Annotated in this window: 17 protein-coding genes; 6 read left to right on the top strand and 11 right to left on the bottom strand. The window is 42.8% G+C overall.

Going from position 1 to position 17,725, the window contains the following annotated elements:
• Positions 1-72: 72 nt before the first annotated feature.
• The 6 genes from flgE to ALT761_RS04825 form a co-directional block, all read right to left on the bottom strand.
• Positions 73-1,449, bottom strand: a complete 1,377-nt coding sequence (flgE, locus tag ALT761_RS04850; protein ID WP_129737000.1) for a flagellar hook protein FlgE — start codon at positions 1,447-1,449, stop codon at positions 73-75.
• A 14-nt stretch (positions 1,450-1,463) separates the two neighbouring features.
• A complete protein-coding gene (gene flgD / locus ALT761_RS04845; protein WP_013785148.1) occupies positions 1,464-2,153 on the bottom strand; it encodes a flagellar hook assembly protein FlgD in 690 nt (229 codons plus the stop codon).
• Positions 2,154-2,184: 31 nt separating this feature from the next.
• The gene (gene flgC, locus ALT761_RS04840; RefSeq protein ID WP_013785149.1) at positions 2,185-2,607 is read right to left on the bottom strand and encodes a flagellar basal body rod protein FlgC; all 423 of its coding nucleotides are present in this window, start codon (positions 2,605-2,607) and stop codon (positions 2,185-2,187) included.
• 2 nt (positions 2,608-2,609) lie between these two features.
• Positions 2,610-3,041 (bottom strand): flagellar basal body rod protein FlgB, encoded by a 432-nt coding sequence (gene flgB / locus ALT761_RS04835; RefSeq protein WP_013785150.1) that lies wholly within the window; start codon positions 3,039-3,041, stop codon positions 2,610-2,612.
• Positions 3,042-3,219: 178 nt separating this feature from the next.
• Positions 3,220-4,050 (bottom strand): CheR family methyltransferase, encoded by an 831-nt coding sequence (locus ALT761_RS04830; RefSeq protein WP_129736998.1) that lies wholly within the window; start codon positions 4,048-4,050, stop codon positions 3,220-3,222.
• A gap of 14 nt (positions 4,051-4,064) precedes the next feature.
• Entirely contained in the window at positions 4,065-4,994 is a 930-nt protein-coding gene (locus ALT761_RS04825) for a chemotaxis protein CheV (protein ID WP_129736996.1), read from the bottom strand.
• Between the two features lie 208 nt (positions 4,995-5,202).
• Between ALT761_RS04825 and flgA the strand changes: the two genes are divergently transcribed.
• From flgA to flgN, 3 genes are all read left to right on the top strand, one after another.
• Positions 5,203-5,925 carry a flagellar basal body P-ring formation chaperone FlgA gene (gene flgA / locus ALT761_RS04820; RefSeq protein WP_129736994.1) on the top strand — a complete coding sequence of 241 codons (723 nt, stop codon included), beginning with the start codon at positions 5,203-5,205 and terminating at the stop codon, positions 5,923-5,925.
• A 103-nt stretch (positions 5,926-6,028) separates the two neighbouring features.
• Entirely contained in the window at positions 6,029-6,361 is a 333-nt protein-coding gene (gene flgM, locus ALT761_RS04815; protein ID WP_129736992.1) for a flagellar biosynthesis anti-sigma factor FlgM, read from the top strand.
• 10 nt (positions 6,362-6,371) lie between these two features.
• Positions 6,372-6,800, top strand: coding sequence for a flagellar export chaperone FlgN (gene flgN, locus ALT761_RS04810; RefSeq protein ID WP_041452575.1), 429 nt, complete (start codon positions 6,372-6,374; stop codon positions 6,798-6,800).
• A gap of 97 nt (positions 6,801-6,897) precedes the next feature.
• On the opposite strand, the gene ALT761_RS04805 is transcribed toward flgN, so the two are convergent.
• Positions 6,898-7,350 carry an LPP20 family lipoprotein gene (locus ALT761_RS04805; protein WP_372339276.1) on the bottom strand — a complete coding sequence of 151 codons (453 nt, stop codon included), beginning with the start codon at positions 7,348-7,350 and terminating at the stop codon, positions 6,898-6,900.
• A gap of 253 nt (positions 7,351-7,603) precedes the next feature.
• Here ALT761_RS04805 and ALT761_RS04800 point away from each other — a divergent pair, with 253 nt between their 5' ends.
• From ALT761_RS04800 to ALT761_RS04790, 3 genes are all read left to right on the top strand, one after another.
• Positions 7,604-8,833, top strand: coding sequence for a flagellar assembly protein T N-terminal domain-containing protein (locus tag ALT761_RS04800; RefSeq protein ID WP_129736988.1), 1,230 nt, complete (start codon positions 7,604-7,606; stop codon positions 8,831-8,833).
• A gap of 212 nt (positions 8,834-9,045) precedes the next feature.
• Positions 9,046-9,660 carry a transglutaminase-like cysteine peptidase gene (locus tag ALT761_RS04795; RefSeq protein WP_232043536.1) on the top strand — a complete coding sequence of 205 codons (615 nt, stop codon included), beginning with the start codon at positions 9,046-9,048 and terminating at the stop codon, positions 9,658-9,660.
• 7 nt (positions 9,661-9,667) lie between these two features.
• Positions 9,668-11,605 carry a bifunctional diguanylate cyclase/phosphodiesterase gene (locus ALT761_RS04790; RefSeq protein WP_129736984.1) on the top strand — a complete coding sequence of 646 codons (1,938 nt, stop codon included), beginning with the start codon at positions 9,668-9,670 and terminating at the stop codon, positions 11,603-11,605.
• On the opposite strand, the gene ALT761_RS04785 is transcribed toward ALT761_RS04790, so the two are convergent.
• Genes ALT761_RS04785 through ALT761_RS04770 form a run of 4 tightly spaced genes read right to left on the bottom strand, consistent with a single transcriptional unit; the run spans position 11,580 to position 17,643 of the window.
• Complete coding sequence (locus ALT761_RS04785; RefSeq protein WP_129736982.1) at positions 11,580-12,179, bottom strand: response regulator transcription factor; 600 nt, start codon at positions 12,177-12,179, stop codon at positions 11,580-11,582. The genes ALT761_RS04790 and ALT761_RS04785 overlap by 26 nt on opposite strands.
• Entirely contained in the window at positions 12,180-13,544 is a 1,365-nt protein-coding gene (locus tag ALT761_RS04780) for an HlyD family type I secretion periplasmic adaptor subunit (RefSeq protein ID WP_129736980.1), read from the bottom strand. It lies immediately after the preceding gene.
• Between the two features lie 11 nt (positions 13,545-13,555).
• Entirely contained in the window at positions 13,556-15,697 is a 2,142-nt protein-coding gene (locus ALT761_RS04775) for a type I secretion system permease/ATPase (protein WP_129736977.1), read from the bottom strand.
• 23 nt (positions 15,698-15,720) lie between these two features.
• Complete coding sequence (locus tag ALT761_RS04770; RefSeq protein WP_232043535.1) at positions 15,721-17,643, bottom strand: TolC family outer membrane protein; 1,923 nt, start codon at positions 17,641-17,643, stop codon at positions 15,721-15,723.
• Positions 17,644-17,725 lie beyond the last annotated feature (82 nt).

The raw sequence follows: 17,725 nt of genomic DNA, 5'->3' as shown, positions 1-17,725 counted from the left end.
CATGCACAAATAGAAGTGGATACAAAAAAACCGCAACTAAAGTTGCGGTTTTTGCTAGTTAAACATCAATGTTTATCGGATGTTCAGGATAGTCTGGTTAAGCGAGTTATTCACTTCGAGTGCTCGAGAGTTAGCCTGGAAGTTCCGCTGTGCAATAATCATATCGATAAGCTCAGTGGTTAGGTTAACGTTAGCTTGTTCAAGGGCTGATGAGTTTATTTCACCGAAAGTCCCCGTAGTCGCTTCACCCGCCAATGCTTCACCAGATAGGATACTTTCTTTCCACTCAGTGCTGCTTTGCTGCGTTAAGCCCTGCTCATTAGCAAATCTCACTAAGGCCACACGCACGATAGGTTCTGACGTACCGTTTGAGAACGTCGCTCGAACCAAGCCGTCTGGGCCAATATCAATACCCGTCAAACGACCAACAGGCAAACCATCTTGCTCTAATGACGTCACTTCGAATGCCGATGCGTATTGCGTAGGTTCAACCGTAGTAGCATTTGAAGGGTCTAAGTTAAAATCGATCCCTATTTGTTGAGTCGCATCCGCACCGTTTGATAATGCAGAACCAAGCGCTTCAGTCTTTAATTTGTAATCGGTAGTTTGAATGCCATCCGGTGATTCAATACCAATAAAGTCACCACCTTGAGAAAACACAAGCTTAGCTGCTGTAACGCCGTTACCCGTGTTAGTACCTAGCGAGTTTACCGCTGTAGTGGGGTCGGAATCAGTACCGGTAGAGTTCACTAAATCAGTAAGTTGATCGTCTACCGCTGTCGCCACATACCATTCATTGTCTGCCGCCACATCTTTAACAAAATAGTAAGTCATCACGTGGCTGTCGCCTAGTGAGTCATAAACCGTTACCGAGGTTGCCGCATTGTAGGTAAGTGGATCTTGTGGATCAAATGCGGCTGGATCTAATCCCTGATCACCAGCAGGTAAGTTCATACGAATATCAACTTCTGAGGTTTGTGCTGGAGAACCTGATGAATCTGGAATTTGCACTGGCTCTGTAGTACTCAATGCAACCGATGAACTGGTAGAGTCTGAATTAACAGGGAAACCTAAAAGTAAGTCGCCGTTACTGTTAACCACGTAGTTGTCGTCATCTAACTTGAATTGACCGGCACGGGTAAACGAGAAGTCTCGTGAGGTTTCATCAGGCACGGTGGCAAAGAAACCATTCCCAGTAATCGCCAAATCAAGTGCAGTATTGGTGAACTGCAAGCTACCTTGCGAAAACTGCTGGGCCACATCTTGTGTCAAAACACCGTCGCCCACTTTGGTTTTACTTCCAGCCAATAGTGATGTGGCGTACACGTCGCCGAATTCAGCGCGAGACTCTTTAAAGCCAACAGTATTTACGTTTGCGATGTTATTCGCGGTTACATCTAAATCTTTTTGTGCGGCAGCTACGCCACTTAGTGCAATATTAAAAGACATGCTTCTTTCTCCTGCTAACTGCCGATTTGAATAACGTCATCAAGACTAATGCTGACTTCGCCATCTAAATTTAAAATTACGCCCTGACCACTGCCGGCCAAACTAACACTTCCTACATGACGATTAATGGCAGTATTCAATTGAACGCCTTCACCGTTTAATTCGCCTGTAGCACTGATTACGTAGTCACCCGCTGGCATATCGTTGCCTTGGGTGTCCTTGCCATCCCATTCAAATTGAATGTTGCCAGCAGCTTGTGTGCCAGCATCAATAGTCTTAATCACTTCACCGTATTGATTTTCAACAGTGATAGTCATGTTTTGTACGCTCTGCTCATTGACCACAACACCCGATACGCCTGCAGCGTCGCTAGACATGTGCCCTACGTTGCCCTGTACCAACACGTTCTGACCAATCAAGCTAGATGCTTGCAATGCTTGGTTAGATGTCATCGAGGCGGCGAATGACTCGAACTTATCATTCAACTGAGAAATACCATCAGCCATAGTGAATGATGTCATTTGCGCTACCATCTGATCGTTATCTACGGGTTTAGTAGGATCCTGATTCGCTAATTGCTCGGTTAACATGGCAAAAAAGTCTTCTTGCGAAAGCTGTTGCTCTGTTCCATCGACAACCGGAACCGTCTCTTCTTGCCAGTAGAGTTCGTTGTTCAGGCCAGTGGTGTTGTTAATTGTGGTCACAGTATTTTCCTCACATTACCTATGCGGCAACTTATTGCCCTTGTCCTAGTTGCAATACCCGACGGAATATCCGTTTGGTGGTATCAGCAACCTGAACGTTGGTTTCATAGGCTTTTGACGCCGACATCATATTTGCCATTTCTTCAACGATGTTGACGTTTGGCTTATAGATATAACCCTCTTCGTCAGCCATTGGGTTATGCGGGGCATACTCAACTTGCAATGGCGCATCGCTTTCTACAATTCCCTTAACTTCAACACCCACACCCTTGCTTTGATCGCCCATAGCTCGCTGCAACTCAGCGGCAAACACTGGGTGTCTTGCACGATACGTTTCGTCATAACTACTGCTTACCGAATTCGCGTTAGCAATGTTACTAGCGGTGGTGTTTAAACGAACATTTTCAGCTTCCATACCGGTACTGGAAATTGACATCACATTAAATAAGCTCATGATTACTGGCCTCCAGAACTAAGGGCTTTTTTCATACCTTTAACTTTACCGTTAATAAACTCAAGTGTGGCTTGGTAACGTAAACCGTTATCTAAAAAGCGGTTACGTTCTGCCTGTACTTCCACCGTATTGCCGTCTCCGGTATCCGGTTGAGTGGGTATGCGGTATTGCATTTCAAAATTTGATGCAACCGACGATACATCGCCACCTATGTGTTTATCGTGTGTTCTTACTAAGCTTCCACCGCCCAATTTGTGCTGCCCATCTTGGGCGCTCATGGCTGACTCCATCGCTTTATTAAAGTCGATGTCTTTCGCCTTATAACCAGGGGTATTGGCGTTCGCTAGGTTTCCAGAGATGACTTCCATCCTGTCGGTGCGTATTGCTAACGCCGACTGATGAAACCCGACTAACTTGTCGAGATTTATGGCCATATTGAAAACTCCTAGCTGCGAAATTCCGGAAATACGCCATCAGTAAATAATGACGAATTATCTGTTATAGGATTTTACTAGCAAGGCAGATGCCAACCTGAAGATTGGCACTGTATAAAAATGAGAAAAGAAATAGAGGGAATTTTAAATATTTAACTAAATTCAGTACGTTAGGTATTTATTTCTTTTGATAGTACAAGCCAGGATTACATTTAATCATGGCATACGTATCGCTTGCCGCACTGATAGATTCAGACGCGCCAAGGAAAAGGACACCGGCAGGTTGCAGCTGTCCGGCAATTTGTTGCAGTATCTTTTGTTTCACATCTGCCGAAAAATAAATCAGCACATTGCGGCAAAAAACGATGTCGAAGCGGCCAAGTGCTGCATAGGAAGTTAACAAATTCAAACTTCTGAATGAAACCATGTTGCGCACTTCTGGCTTAACCTGCATCTGCCCACTTTCATGAGGTTGGAAAAACATAGCCCTACGTTGTGGCGATAACCCTCTAGCAAGCGAAAGTTCATCGTATAACCCTTGGCTACACTTGTTTAGCATTTCAGAAGAAAGGTCGGTAGCGACAATTTCAACCCCTTGCCTAAGCAAGCCTGGTCGCTGTTTTTGGAACTCTAATATTGACATAGCAATAGAATAAGGCTCTTGTCCAGACGAACAAGCTGCGCTCCAAATTCTAAGCTTTTGATTTTTTGTTGCGAGTTGAGGAAGTAAATCGCGTTGTAGTAACTCAAATGGATAAGTATCTCTAAACCACAACGTTTCGTTTGTGGTCATCGCATCAATGACGCTTTGTAAAAGGTTACGATCGTAACCTTTTACTACTACATCAATAAGCGCATCAGTATTGTCATAGTCATGCTTATATAACAACGACGCAAGCCTGCTTCTTACAAGGTATTGCTTGTTTTCCCCGAGTACTATTCCACATTGTTTCTCGAGGAAGTGCCGAAACTTTTCATAGCTTGCCGGCGACACATTTTTATTATCCAACCCCTACCGCTCCGTTATTCACAATCCGTCATTAACCACTTCTGAACTGCTGTTGCTAGTTCATCGGGGTGAAATTTCGCAATAAAGTCATCCGCTCCCACTTTTTGAACCATGGCTTGATTGAATACGCCACTTAAAGAAGTGTGAAGCACAACATGGAGCTTTTGAAGTTCAGGTGTATTTTTAATTTCCGCCGTAAGGGTGTATCCGTCCATCTCTGGCATTTCTATATCGGAAACTAATACCCCTATCCGCTTAGTAATATCACCATATTCTTCAGCGATTTCCTTTAAACGGTTTAACGCTTCTAAACCATTTTTTGCCAGCTCAATTTCTAATCCGAGCGAGGTTAGCGCTTTTTTAACCTGGTTTCTTGCTACCGCTGAATCATCAGCAATGAAGATAATTTTATCTTCCTTACCTTCCGTAGTTAGCCCTTCCGCAACATCGGCGCTTACTTCTGCATTTAGCGGTGAAATTTCATTGAGGATTTTTTCTACGTCGAGAATTTCAATTAATTCGTTTTCTACTTCAGTAACAGCGGTTAAGTAACTTGCTCGGCCTGTCCCTTGGGGAGGCGGCATAATGGCATCCCAGTTGGTGTTAATAATGCGCTCAACAGCACCCACTAAAAACCCTTGAACAGAACGATTGTATTCAGCAATAACGATAAAGGCGTTTGATAAATCTTCAATACGCTTGCCGCCAGTTGCCATACTTAAATCGATGACAGAAATAGTTTGCCCACGAATATGTGCTATTCCGCGAACTAGCGAGTTCAACTTCGGCATTGAAGTCAGTGGTGGACACTGGAGCACTTCACGTACTTTAAACACGTTTATACCAAAGCGTTGACGACCGTTAAGCCTGAACAACAATAACTCAAGACGGTTTTGACCAACTAATTGGGTTCGTTGGTTAACCGAGTCTAAAATTCCCGACATATCTCACCTCTTTTTAATACTGGGCATGATCATTGCCTTCACTAAAGAGAATAGACAATATCACTAAATGTATGCAGGTCAAACGACAGAAAAATGACGGTTTCGCTGCATGTACAACTTAATCACGGACGTACGCAAGTTATTGTCTCAACCTAATTTGTCTTATAAGCATAGACAATAACTCAGTAAGTGAACACGAAAAGTGACTATGAAAAATTTAAAAAATGTAAAATCTTGGCTTACAGGAGTTCGTCTGCCACTTTTCACTGTTATAGTGGCCGTTGCTTTAGCGCCTAATAGTTACGCTGAAACGATGCACGATGTAGTGAATAAGGGCGCAGAAGAATACTTGCTGTCGACCCTGAGTATACACGATGAAAACACCGATATTGCGGTGAGCATTGCTGAAGTAGACGAAAGAATTAATATTCCTCAGTGCCCAACGGGATTTCAATTTCACGCGTCGGATGAATCTCTAAACCAATCTTATATTTCTGTACGTGTAAGTTGCACCAATAATGATTGGTACTTATTTACCAGTGCCCAAGTAACGAGAACGAAAGAAATTGTGGTTACTTCTGGCGCGGTTAGCCCTGGCACCGTGCTTTCTGCGTCTAATCTTACGCTGGCATCGGTAGATATAAAACGTCTTCGTTATAGCGCATTTACTGATGTGGATGCATTAATTGGGGCTCGAATGAAACGTCGGATTGTTGATGGCCAAGCAGTGCAATCAAATATGCTATGCTTTGTGTGCAAAGGCGATAGAATTACCATTCGCGCATCATTGGGTGGAATGGCGGTTAAAACGTCTGGAATAGCACAACAAGATGGTGTTATTGGCGATACCATAAAGGTGCTTAATGCCAGTAGCCAAAAGCCCGTCATAGCCGAAGTCGCCAGCGCTCAAGAAGTCGTGGTACACTTGTAGTTCAGCGTGCTAAAAAACTACGTTTTCGTCGTATAAAAGCCTAAAGAAAAGAAGGCTCGTGCCGATAACTTATACAGAGGCGAAAAGGTAGTGGAGAAATATTATGGCAATTAACAATGTAAACAATGGGTTACCCAAAACACCCGTTGATAATACAAAAATTTCGCAACAGAATCAGACGCAGCAGTCGCAACAGCAACAAGCGACGTCGAACAATGCATCTGTTGCTCAAGCACCACGACAAGATTCAGTATCCTTGACTCAGTCTGCACAGCAGTTGAATCAAGTTCAGAAGAAAGGATCTGAAGCGCCTGTGAATCAGGAAAAAGTTGATCGTCTTAAAAAGGCGATATCAAGTGGTGAATATAAAGTTAATCCTGAAGTGTTAGCGAATAAAATCGCTAAGCTTGAGGGTGAGATTTTTGGCCAAAAGTAATTAGGTTTTTATGACTAGTCATCTTTATTCAGCGTTATCACAACAGGTCTCTAACTTAGAGAGCCTGTGCTTGATGCTGGAAAAAGAATTACATTTGATTAGCTCACGAGATGCAGAAACCTTAATGAGCCTGTTATCAGATAAGTCTGAATTGCTAGAGTCTATTCAGTCTACCGACCAAAAAGTCGAGGCGTTATACCGCCAAACTACAGAAGAAACGATTAGTGCAGATGAACAAGGGTTGATGGATAAAGCGAAAAGTCTGTTAGAAGACTGTAAGTATAAAACCCAAATTAATCAGAAAGCCGTAGAGCAAGGACAGCTTCGCCTCACACACTTACGGAATCTGATGTTAGAAGTTCGCGCTAAAGAATCGTTAACCTACGATAAGAAAGGCAAGCCAAATGCGGGCCGCTTAGGTTCAGGTATTAGCGCTTAAGCAATGCACTCGTCACCAAAAGCTCAAGTAAAAACAAAAACAGCGCGTTTAAAACGCGCTTTTTTTGTGGGTGCTATTTAGTCATACATTGAAATACTTAATAGTACTTAATGTCTTTAATTCTCTGTGGTTTCGCTGTTGTCAAATAAATGTCGTACACGCGGTGCATATCTAGTTCAAGTTCGGTGGCGTAGGTATCTTCACCCACCGGGTAACTTTTTATTACCCTAGCTCCTCGAATAACGCCCTCTACAGAAGCCCGCAAGGTTTCATTATCCACCACAAGGCTAGACAGTGATTGATTACCTTCAATACGTTGTCCGTACACCTGTTCTGCAAGTTCTCTATAAGCCTCTAGTTTTGACGCTTTAATGGCCATTAAGGTTTTGACCGTTTCGCTTTCCCCCCGCTGCGACATAATAGGAGCATATCCGACGGCACTTAGTACAGGGTAACTGTCCGGCTCAACCGTCTCCCACTCCACATGCTTGTCTACAAATAAACTGCACCCAGATAAACCTGTCAATACAGCCAATAAAGCCGCCGTCATCCATGCTCGGCTACGAATCAATTTTTTAAAAAACACCATTAGAGAAACCTCATTCTCAATTTTTCTATTATTGGATAAGCAATCTTTACGCCTAAATTTTAAATTTGAAACATTGGCATCTATTTCGCTTATATGGGTTAGAGCAAAAATTAAAATAAAGCTGACAACGAAGCTGATACAAAAGAATACTGACCTAAATTAACTGATGTAGTGCCCGCTCCCGCTTATTGCACTACAACAAAAGGACAAGACTGTGCTTGGCATACAAACATTCGCTAAAATACTTTTAGTTAGCATGTCTTCTGTAAAAAGAAGATATTTAGCTAGATACGCCAATGCCGCCTTTTTTATGGCGCTGTTTTGCCTTGCAATAGGGTCAACAGGGCAAAGCCATGCCGCTTGGTATGAAGCCAAAGGCCAAGCAGTTATTGTGAATGGCAATAAAGAAAAAGCGCGTAGAGACGCCACAGAAGAAGCTTTAAAACAGGCATTGTTATTCGCAGGTGCCTCGATAAACAGTGTTCAGCAACTCACGAATGGGTTACTTGAACGTGAAGACATTACCATTAGTAGTTCAGGTGAAGTGGATCATCTCGAGCTCACCGATGAAATATGGCATAGCGACTATGTTACCGTCAGCGTCAGGGCAGATATCTTTCCTGCGGCAAAACAATGTACCGCAGTAGAATATGATAAAAATATTGCCACCAGTTACTTCATGGTAGAAAACCGCAATCATTTGGTTGAAGGAAAGATCCCTAACTTTTCAGAGGCAGTAACAAGAAAGCTGGCTACCGAAATGTCGGCACAGGCCCAGAATTTAAATTTAGCTTATATTGCTCCACACACCACACGATGGGGAGTGAATGGGCTTGAAGAAAATGTGCGTGCGTTGTCACAACAATCAAATGCACAGTTTGTTTTAATTGGCAGCATTAGTGACGTGAGTGTTGAAAGACAACGTCCTTCTTCTTTTGCATTCTGGAAAGAAGAAAAAGCCACCCGTTACTTTTCGCTAAGCATTAAAGTTTTTGACGGTATAAATAGCGGCCTGCTACTGCAGCAAGATTATGTTACTGAAGCCGAGTGGCCTTTTGATAGATTTACCGATGTAGACGAATTTTCGTCGACCTTTTGGCGGACAGAATACGGCAATGCAATTAAAAAGCAGATGCAGCAGTTAACCGCTGATATTAATGAGACTATTGCTTGTCAGCCCATGACTGGCAGAGTGCTTAATGTGGCGGGTTCACATATTTCAGTATCATTGGGCCGTGATAATGGCATCAAGAACGGTGATGAACTTTTTGTGTATCAAACCAGCGAAATTATCGACCGGCACGGTAAGGCCTATTTGCAGTACCATATTTACCCTGGTGCATTTGTTGTTGAAAATGCCTATGGCAATACGGCAAGGTTGATTCACAAAGACAGTGGCATTGTTGCGAATATTCAAGAGAGTGATTTCGTTATCAAACGATAACGATGATAATTCTCTTCTACACAAACTTGGTTTCACATATTCTCCATGCTATACCTATACTGAAGTATGAATAACTATATATAAATGCAGGAGCGCCGCCTGTAGGGTGCTTATACTTTCGTATAATAAATAATTAAAAATAAATCATGACCCTTTCGATATTTGCGTCAAACTGCTTTGTAGTTTTAGCCCTTATGTTGACAGGACAGCAAATGAAGGATCATCTGTCTATAGAGTTCCCCGTATTAGAAATGGAAGTAAAAGCGCGATTCGGGGATGATAAAGCCTTAAATGTCAAAGAGTTAGAAGAAAAACTAAGTCAGCTACACAATCTTTCAGTATCCGCTCAGTTAGAGGGTGTTAACCGCTTCTTTGACGAGCATATCCAATATGCCACCGATGACATTGTTTTCAAACAAAAAGACTACTGGGCCACCCCTGCCGAGCTTATTGGCCATTCCCGTGGAGATTGTGAAGATTACGCCATTGCAAAATATGTAGCTCTGCTACACTTAGGCATTGATAGTACAAAACTTCGCTTAATTTATGTGAAAGCTAAGATTGGTAGAAGCCGCGTAACGCAAGCGCATATGGTATTAGGGTATTACGAAACTCCGTCTTCAGATCCCTTGGTCTTAGACAGTCTTGTTTCTGAAATAATGCTTGGTTCGAAACGAACCGACCTCGTGCCTGTATTTAGCTTTAATGACGCTGGCATTTGGTCGCCGGGCAAAACAAAGCAGGTTTCCACTTCTACCAGTAGACTATCTCGGTGGCGCAACGTTATTGAGCGCATGAAACGTGAGGGAATAAAAAGACAATCTTGAGGGGTCTATGTCAATAACAAGAGAGTTGTGGCTTGCCATCATAGCCGTTGTCCTTGTTGCTATCATGGGAAGCGTATCCATTCACGGTGCAACTACAAAGGGCTATGTAGAAGAGCAGCTTTATTCCAAAAACCTAGATAACGCTAATATGTTGGCACTTACACTGAGTGGTTTGGAAAAAGACGCTGATACGTTAGATTTATTTATCATGTCCCAGTTCGATGTTGGGCACTATGCATCTATAACACTCCTGAAACCCGATGGTGACATCATCTCAAGCCATACTCTTGCCACACAGTTAGATGAACAAACACCGGCTTGGTTTGCTTCTTTATTTAGTCCTAACGTTGAACCAGGCGTGGCTCAAGTTTCAGAAGGATGGGGACAGTACGGTGTCGTTTATGTTCAAACTGATACCAGCTTTGCTGTTGCCTCTATGTGGAAAGCCACACTGCGATTAATTCTTGGGTTGTCTCTTGTGGGCACGGTGGCTGGCCTTATTGGTGCGTGGTTTTTACGCCTTATTATGCGCCCTCTCGATCAAGTAGTTGAGCAGGCTGAGTCCTTTGGGCAAATGCAGTTTATTCAAGTAAATGAACCACGAACCCTAGAACTAAAACGCGTGGTGAAAGCGATGAACTTTCTAGCAAGCAATTCACAACGAATTATGGAAGAGGAAAATACACGCCTTGATCTATTGCGACATAAAACTCAGTTTGACGTTGAATCCGAATTAGCAAACCGCGATTACTTTATCTCTATTCTTAAAGGCCAGCTGGCATTTAGAGATACCGAAGGTGTGAATTGTATATTTCTTCTGAGAGTCGTTGGAGGCCGAGAAGCATTTCTTCGCTCAGGGCCTGAAAACAGAAGAATGCGGCTTTTGCAGTTTGCCGATAGTGTGAATGTTTGCCTAGCCCAACACCATCATCACTACACCGATAGTAGAGTAGCTCGAATGCAGAAGAATGAGATTGCCATACTGCTAACGGAAACCCATGACATTGTGACAATTGCTGAGGCAATTCATGGTGCCTGTTTATCGGAACTGTCTGAAAAGGGCGATCCGAAATTGTATCAGTCTGTGGTGAGGCTGCGCCCTGAAGATGATGTATCCTCAGCACTCATGCGTCTTGATACGCTGCTTGATGAGGCGATAGAGAGAAAGCTTAGCGACCCTTATATAGAAAATAAATTAGATTCGTCTATTTCTTTAGTTGAAGAAAACCGTTGGAAGAAGCTACTCAGCGAAGGGATTGCAAATCAGGCAGTAGAGACGTTTAACTTTCCGGTATTAGATGCTGATAGAGAGCTAGTTCACTATCAAAGCTGGGCGGGTATTGAAATAGATAATGAGTTAAGAAAAAGTGGCTACTATACCCACTGGGCAAGATATTTGGGCTTATTGCCTGCTTTAGAGCTTGCTACCATCAGCCATTTATTCTCTTATATAATCAAAACTGGCACTAAGGCAAAGTTTGCCTTTCTATGCTCTGAGCAGTTTCTGCTTGATCAAGAAATTTTAGCGCAGCTGTATTTTCAAGTGAAAATGAATGAGAATATTGCCTCACAACTTAACTTCGAAGTAAGGGAATCTACGGCGGCTCGTTTCCCTGACGAGTTCGATTTATTTTGTTCCACGCTGAAAGCTAAAGGATGCGGCATTGGATTAAAGCGGGTTGGCGAATCTTTCTCTCAATTAATGAATGTGCAAGAACTTGGGCTTGATTATGTGGTAATCGATTCTGCCTTTATGGCGGATATAGATCACAACCCTGCCAATCATGCCTTTATTAGAGGCTTCTGTTCACTCGCCCATACTTTTGGCATTTACGTTTATGCTGACGGTGTGAAGACAAATAACACTAAAGAGCTGTTTGTCGAATTAGGTGTTGATGGCGTGGTATCGCATATTGAAGTTATAGAGCATCTTTTAAATGACTAAACTCGCCAAGTGACAGTAACAACCCAATTCTGTCTTTGGCGTTGAGCTTCTTTAATAGCGAGCCTACATGCTCTTTAATTGTTCTTTCTGTAAGCTTAAGGTTTCTCGCGATCCCTTTGTTACTCAACCCCTCTAAAATTCCTGTTAGCACATCTTTTTCCCGCGTCGTCAATGTCGCAATTTGAGGTACTTTTACTTTTAAGCTCAACGTGGTCGCAACGGCTGACGTTGTATTCACATAAAGCTCATTGGGTACCCAAATTCCGCCTTCTTTTAGCACGCGACTAACCGACTCTAAAAGGGATTGTTGGCTTAAAACGTGACAATACCCCCTTGCGCCCAACAGTAATGCCGTTTGCATTTCCGCCCTATCGTAATGATATGTCAATAAAACAACATTTCGACACTTCCCGCTTGCGGCAATAATATTTTCACGCCAATTTTTATGAAATGTCGATACCCAAATACTGTCTTCTTTCCCGCAACGTATATTTTCAATATCAGAAAACTCAACCCAATCTATTGCGTCAACATCAAGGGGCTTTTGAGATGTATTTATAATGTAATGCTTCATCTATCGCTCCCTGAGTGCAGCCGAAGTAACGGTGAAAAGTGGAGACAGAATGTAATTCAACACCGTTTTTTTGCCAGTCAAGATATCTACCTGAACAATCATTCCCGGCATGATATCCAGCGGTGCGTCAGCAATGGTTCTCTTGGTTTCCAGACGGACTAAGAAGTAAGTCTCATCTTTTTCATTGGTAATAGCATCTGCGCTTATATGCTTTACTTCAGCATCCATACCACCATATATAGTGAAGTCATAAGCACTAAATTTTAAGATGGCTTTTTGCCCCCCTCGAATAAACGCAATATCTTTAGGGGAAACCTTCGCTTCAACAATAAGCTGGTCGTCTTGGGGGATGAGCTCGATAACTGCACTTCCTGGTGTAATTACCCCACCAACGGTGTTAATCAGTAGACGCTGAACCGTGCCATTAATTGGTGACCTGAGTTCAGCTTGCGAGACTACATCTTCTAACGTTGTTTGCGACTGCTGAAGGGTTGCCATTTCACCCACCGCATCGGTTAATTCTTGATTCCACCGATTGATAAGTTTTAGCCTACTTTCTTCTTTACTAATTATCTCTTCTTCAATGGTGGAAAGACCTCGTTCGATAGCCACTTGTGACATGGCTATATTACCTTCAAGCTCTACAATTTGTCGCTCTAACCGTAAAATTTCTATTTCAGACACCGCACCAGAAGCTAATAGGGGTTTGGTAACGCCTAATTCCTTTTCGGTTAACGAAAGCACACTCTTGTATTGATAAAGGTTAGCTCTTTCTTGTTCAACATCTTGCTTGCGTTGCTGTATTCGACTATTAGAGCCTGCTGCTACTTCATTTAATTCAGCAAGATTTGATTCAAAAAGCTTTCTTTCGTTTTCAACAATTTTAGGGGCTTGTTCAACTAAATCGGGCGAGAAAGTTAAGCGAGTATTATGCGTTAACGCTGAAAGACGCTGCGCTTTGGCGGCAAGGGCCGCAAACTGTGTTGTATTTTCTTCTAAACTTGAAATGTAGCGCGTAGGATCGACACGAAGCAATACATCGCCTTTTTGTACCTGTTGGCCTTCATTAACCAATATATCCTGAACAATACCTCCATCATATGATTGGAGGATTTGCAGCTGTTGCGATGGGATCACTTTCCCTTCCCCTTTAGCAACCTCGTCTATCTCTGCAAAATACGCCCAAATTAGCAATATGAGTAAGACTACTGCTACGCTGTATAAAAGCCGTTTGGCTTTTGCCGGCGTTTGCATGATTCTAGCCCATTCAGCTTCAAGTACCCAATCTTGCCCCGAGGGGGGCGCTAGCCAACCTCTAACTAGCTTATGTAAAATACTATTTTTGTCGTCACTTTTAATCTTCACTGTGCCGTCCTTCACTTAGCGGGTACCGGCTTAAACTGAGGTAGAACGTCCTCTTTTTTACCATCAGCAATTATTTTTCCGTTTTCGATAACAATGACTCTGTCGACTAAATCCAGCAACGTAGTACGATGGGTATTGAGGATAAATGTTTTCCCTTTAATCGCTTCTCGAATCGTTTCTTTCATCATGGCCTCATTCGCTGAATCCATGGCGGAGGTAGGTTCGTCCATAATAAATATAGCGGGGTTATAAATTAGCGCACGGGCCAGTGAAACAGATTGACGTTGCCCACCTGACAATTGCTTCCCTCCTTCCCCAACTTGCTGTTCAAAACCGTTTCCGTGGCTATTAACGACTTTCGATAGGCCACATTGCTTAGCGATTTCCCATAGCCTCTCGTCATCTACATCTTTATGGGCAGGTGAAATATTCTCCTTTAGCGTGCCGGAGAAAAGATTTACATCTTGGGGCACATAGCCTATGTTTTGCCTTAGAAGGACAGGTTCGTATTGCTTCATGTCAATTTCATCAAGTAACACTTGGCCCGATTCGGCTTTATAGAACCCCATCAGTAAACGATTTAATGTAGATTTACCACAGCCATTTTTCCCCAGAATGGCAACGTGCTCACCTTGCTTAATTGAAAAGTTAATATCTTTAAGTGCTAAGACATTTTCATCGGGGTAGCGAAAACAAAGCTGCTTAACATCAAGGTTTCCGCTTAACTGGCTGGCGTTTTTAACCTGCTTATTGTCACCTCCTTCTGATGGCAGTGACATGATATCGTCGAGCGCATTTTTCGCAGTTTCTGCTTGATGATACTGAGCGAGTAAAGCTGCAGCTTGGGATACAGGCCCCATAGCCCGACTCGATAGTAAATATGCCGCTATCAGCCCGCCCTGAGTAATTTCACCTTTAATAATCAGGTACACACCGGTGAGGATTATTACTACACCAACTGACTGCTGAATCCATAGTGCGGAGTTATTAACCGACATAGAAACCAATCGTAATTTAGCATTCACTTTTGCTAAGAAAATGGTTTGCTTTTCCCATGCACTTTGCGTTCGGCTTTGATATCCAAATGCTTTTAAGTCTTCAAGGGCAGTAACACTTTCGGTAATTAACGAGCTTTTTTTGGCACTAATTTCCATAGACTCTTCAGATAATGAACGCATAATGCGCTGCGCTTTTAGGGCATAAAGAAAAAGAATGACTGTACCCAATAAAATAGGAATGATGAGATAGATATCTATCATGGCTATGATAAACACAAACAGTAAACCAAAAGGCAAATCGACCAACGCGACTAAGGTCAGTGAGCCAAAGAAGTGACGTATACTCTCGAAGGATTGTAGACTATTTATAAACGCACCACTTTTAGCTGGCTTGTTAGTTAAATCGATTGAAAGTACTTTTTCCATAATTTTCGCAGACATAGTGACATCTAAGCGACTAGCAGCGAGCTCAACAAAATATTGCCGCAGCACGCGCAAGAGAAAATCTGCCGCTAATACTAAAAGGACGCCAATGGCTAACGCCCACAAGGTTTCCATTGCTGCATTGGGCACTACGCGGTCATAAACATTCATTACAAATAACGGGAGCGCTATCGATAACAGGCTAATGAATATTGATGCCAGTAGAACATCACGATACAAGTCATACGCAGATTTTACTGATGACCAAAGCCAGTGACCGACTGCGCTCTTTTCCACCTTGCCAGATTGAATTTCAGGTTGGGAAACAGGGCGAGCGAAAATTACATAGCCGGTAAACAGGGAGGCGATTTTTTCACGTTCTACCGATACCACTGCGGTGTCTAATTCTGGGTAGGACACTTTCGCACTATCATCGTTTAATTCGTGTAAAACGCAGGCTTGCCTGCCTTCCATAATTAACACGGCGGGAAGCAAAGCAGCATTAATCTGCTCTATGTCTCTTTTTGCGGTGCGACTTGCTAAACCAGCACGTTGGGCGGCGCGCTCAAAGCCCGTAGGAGATAACTCACCATTATCTAGAGGCAAACCACTGAGTAAGCTTACCCTAGAAACCGAAATATTGTGTGCTCGACAAATAATCATCAAGCAATCTAACAGCACGCCTCCTTGATTTTCTAAGTAAGACAGCGCGCCTTTTTCTCCCTGAACCATTACCCCTCCACGTCCTTTGCGAATTAAAGCTGAATTATCGTGGCTTCAATTCGACGATTTTTTGCATTTGCGGCTAGTGATTCTTCATCAACCAAAGGTCGTGTTTCGCCATAGCCTACAGAGGTAATACGTCGGCTATCTATGTCAGCGGACTCAATCAGTAAGGCGGCAACTTCACTCGCTCGCCGTTCTGAAAGGCGTTGGTTATATGCCGCATCTCCATCTAACGAGGCATGTCCGTGAATAATAACGCCCGCATTGTCATACTGTTCAAGTGCATCAATAACTTGAGCAAGTGACGAGGTGTATTCAGACGAAATTTTGGATGAATTTGATGCGAATGATATGTTGATACTAAAAGATGCTAAAACTTGTGCATCATCTAAGGTGAAATCGGCAGCGCTTGCTGGGGTATTCATAGCTTGAGGTTCAGGTGCACTAGCTTCACATCCAAAATCATCAACCATGGCATTAGGTGCAGAATTAACGCAATCGTCCCATAGATCGACTATGCCATCTGAATCTGAATCTCGCTTTAAGATATTGCGCTCATCATCTAACGATGTTCGGGTAGCTGGGCACACGTGATTGGGATCGTAACGAAGCTCTTTTTCTGCTAATTCACTTACGCTGGCTACACCATTTCTACTCACACCCAACGCTTTAACCAGAATGCCCGACGCAGCTAGTAGCCGAGCCCTCGCTTTTTCTAATGTATAGGTGGCTTGTACATAAGCTCTGCTCGACTCGTAATACTCATTTTCTGAATCGAGCAAATCTAGAAGTGAACGTTCGCCAATGGTGAACTGATCCATATACGCTGACTTAACTCTGTCGGAAGACAACCTGTGTGCATTTAACGAAGGTAGCTGCTCGCTAATATTTTGAATATCGTTCCGCGCAATTTGAATAGTTTGGCGCATATCAATACAGGCTTTATCTCTTAAGTCTTTTGCTAAATCTACCTGTGATAGCGCTTGTCTAATTGCAGCCCGGTCTGCACCACCGTTATAAATATTGTACGAAAAGTTAACCCCCACGCTCGCTTCAGAAATAGTGTTATTTAACGCCGCTTCGTCTCGCGTTTGCGCGCCGTAACTTGCTGTAAAGTTAATTTGAGGTTGGTACCGACTTCTTGCGCTATCAATTGCAAAACGTTGTGCGTCTATATTATAAATTGTTGCATTGAAAGACGGATTAGTTTCGTATGCCGCTAACAATATGGATTCTAAATCCATTGCTACTGACGCAGGCATAGCCTCAGAAAGTGACACCTCGGCTAATGCTTCTGCAGGTTTCTCCCCTATAAGCCTTAAAAATCTCGCGGTGACATCATGAAGGTTAGAAAGCTCAGTTAATACATTGGACTCTGACAGCGAAAGACGACCACTAATTTGTTCTAAGTCCGCTCTTCGGCCAACACCTGCTATTACACTTTCTTCGATTTGTTTGAAAACATCCACATGCGTAATTAGATTTTTTTCTGCCAATGAAAGTAACTCGCGATAAAGTTGAACATCCATATAAGCTAATGAGGTTTCAAGTGACTTTTGTTCTATCTCGCCCATCAATTCATAGTAACGAACCACTTGAGCTTGTTTGAACCTACTCACTTCGCTAGAGGTGAAAAAGCCATCGTAAAGTAATTGCGTTAATCTAATTTCAGCGGTGTGGCCTGCGTAGTCTTGATCTAACCCATAATTTCTCTCGGTATACGCACTAGAAGCTAGAACATCAATAGAAGGTCGATAACCGGATTTAGCAATATCGACATCTTTCATGGCGATTTGAAGTTGCCGCCAACTTGCCTGAATTTCAGGGTTTGAATTAATAGATTTACTTACATATTGCTCTAAAGAAGCACTGCCCATTCCGGACGAAGGTTCTTGCGCCGACAAGGAAAATGTTACTAGCCCAAGTAGCCAAAAAATTTGTATTTTCTTCATACCTACATCACTCATACATTAACAAAGTCAGATATAAAAATTATCTCAACGTGACTTTAGCCTAGTAGTTAATTGAAACTTC

This window comes from Alteromonas sp. 76-1 (genome assembly GCF_900654235.1).
Taxonomy (GTDB): Bacteria; Pseudomonadota; Gammaproteobacteria; order Enterobacterales; family Alteromonadaceae; genus Alteromonas; species Alteromonas naphthalenivorans.
Note: the sequence above shows the minus strand (reverse complement) of the source record. Positions and strands in the feature narration are given on the sequence as shown.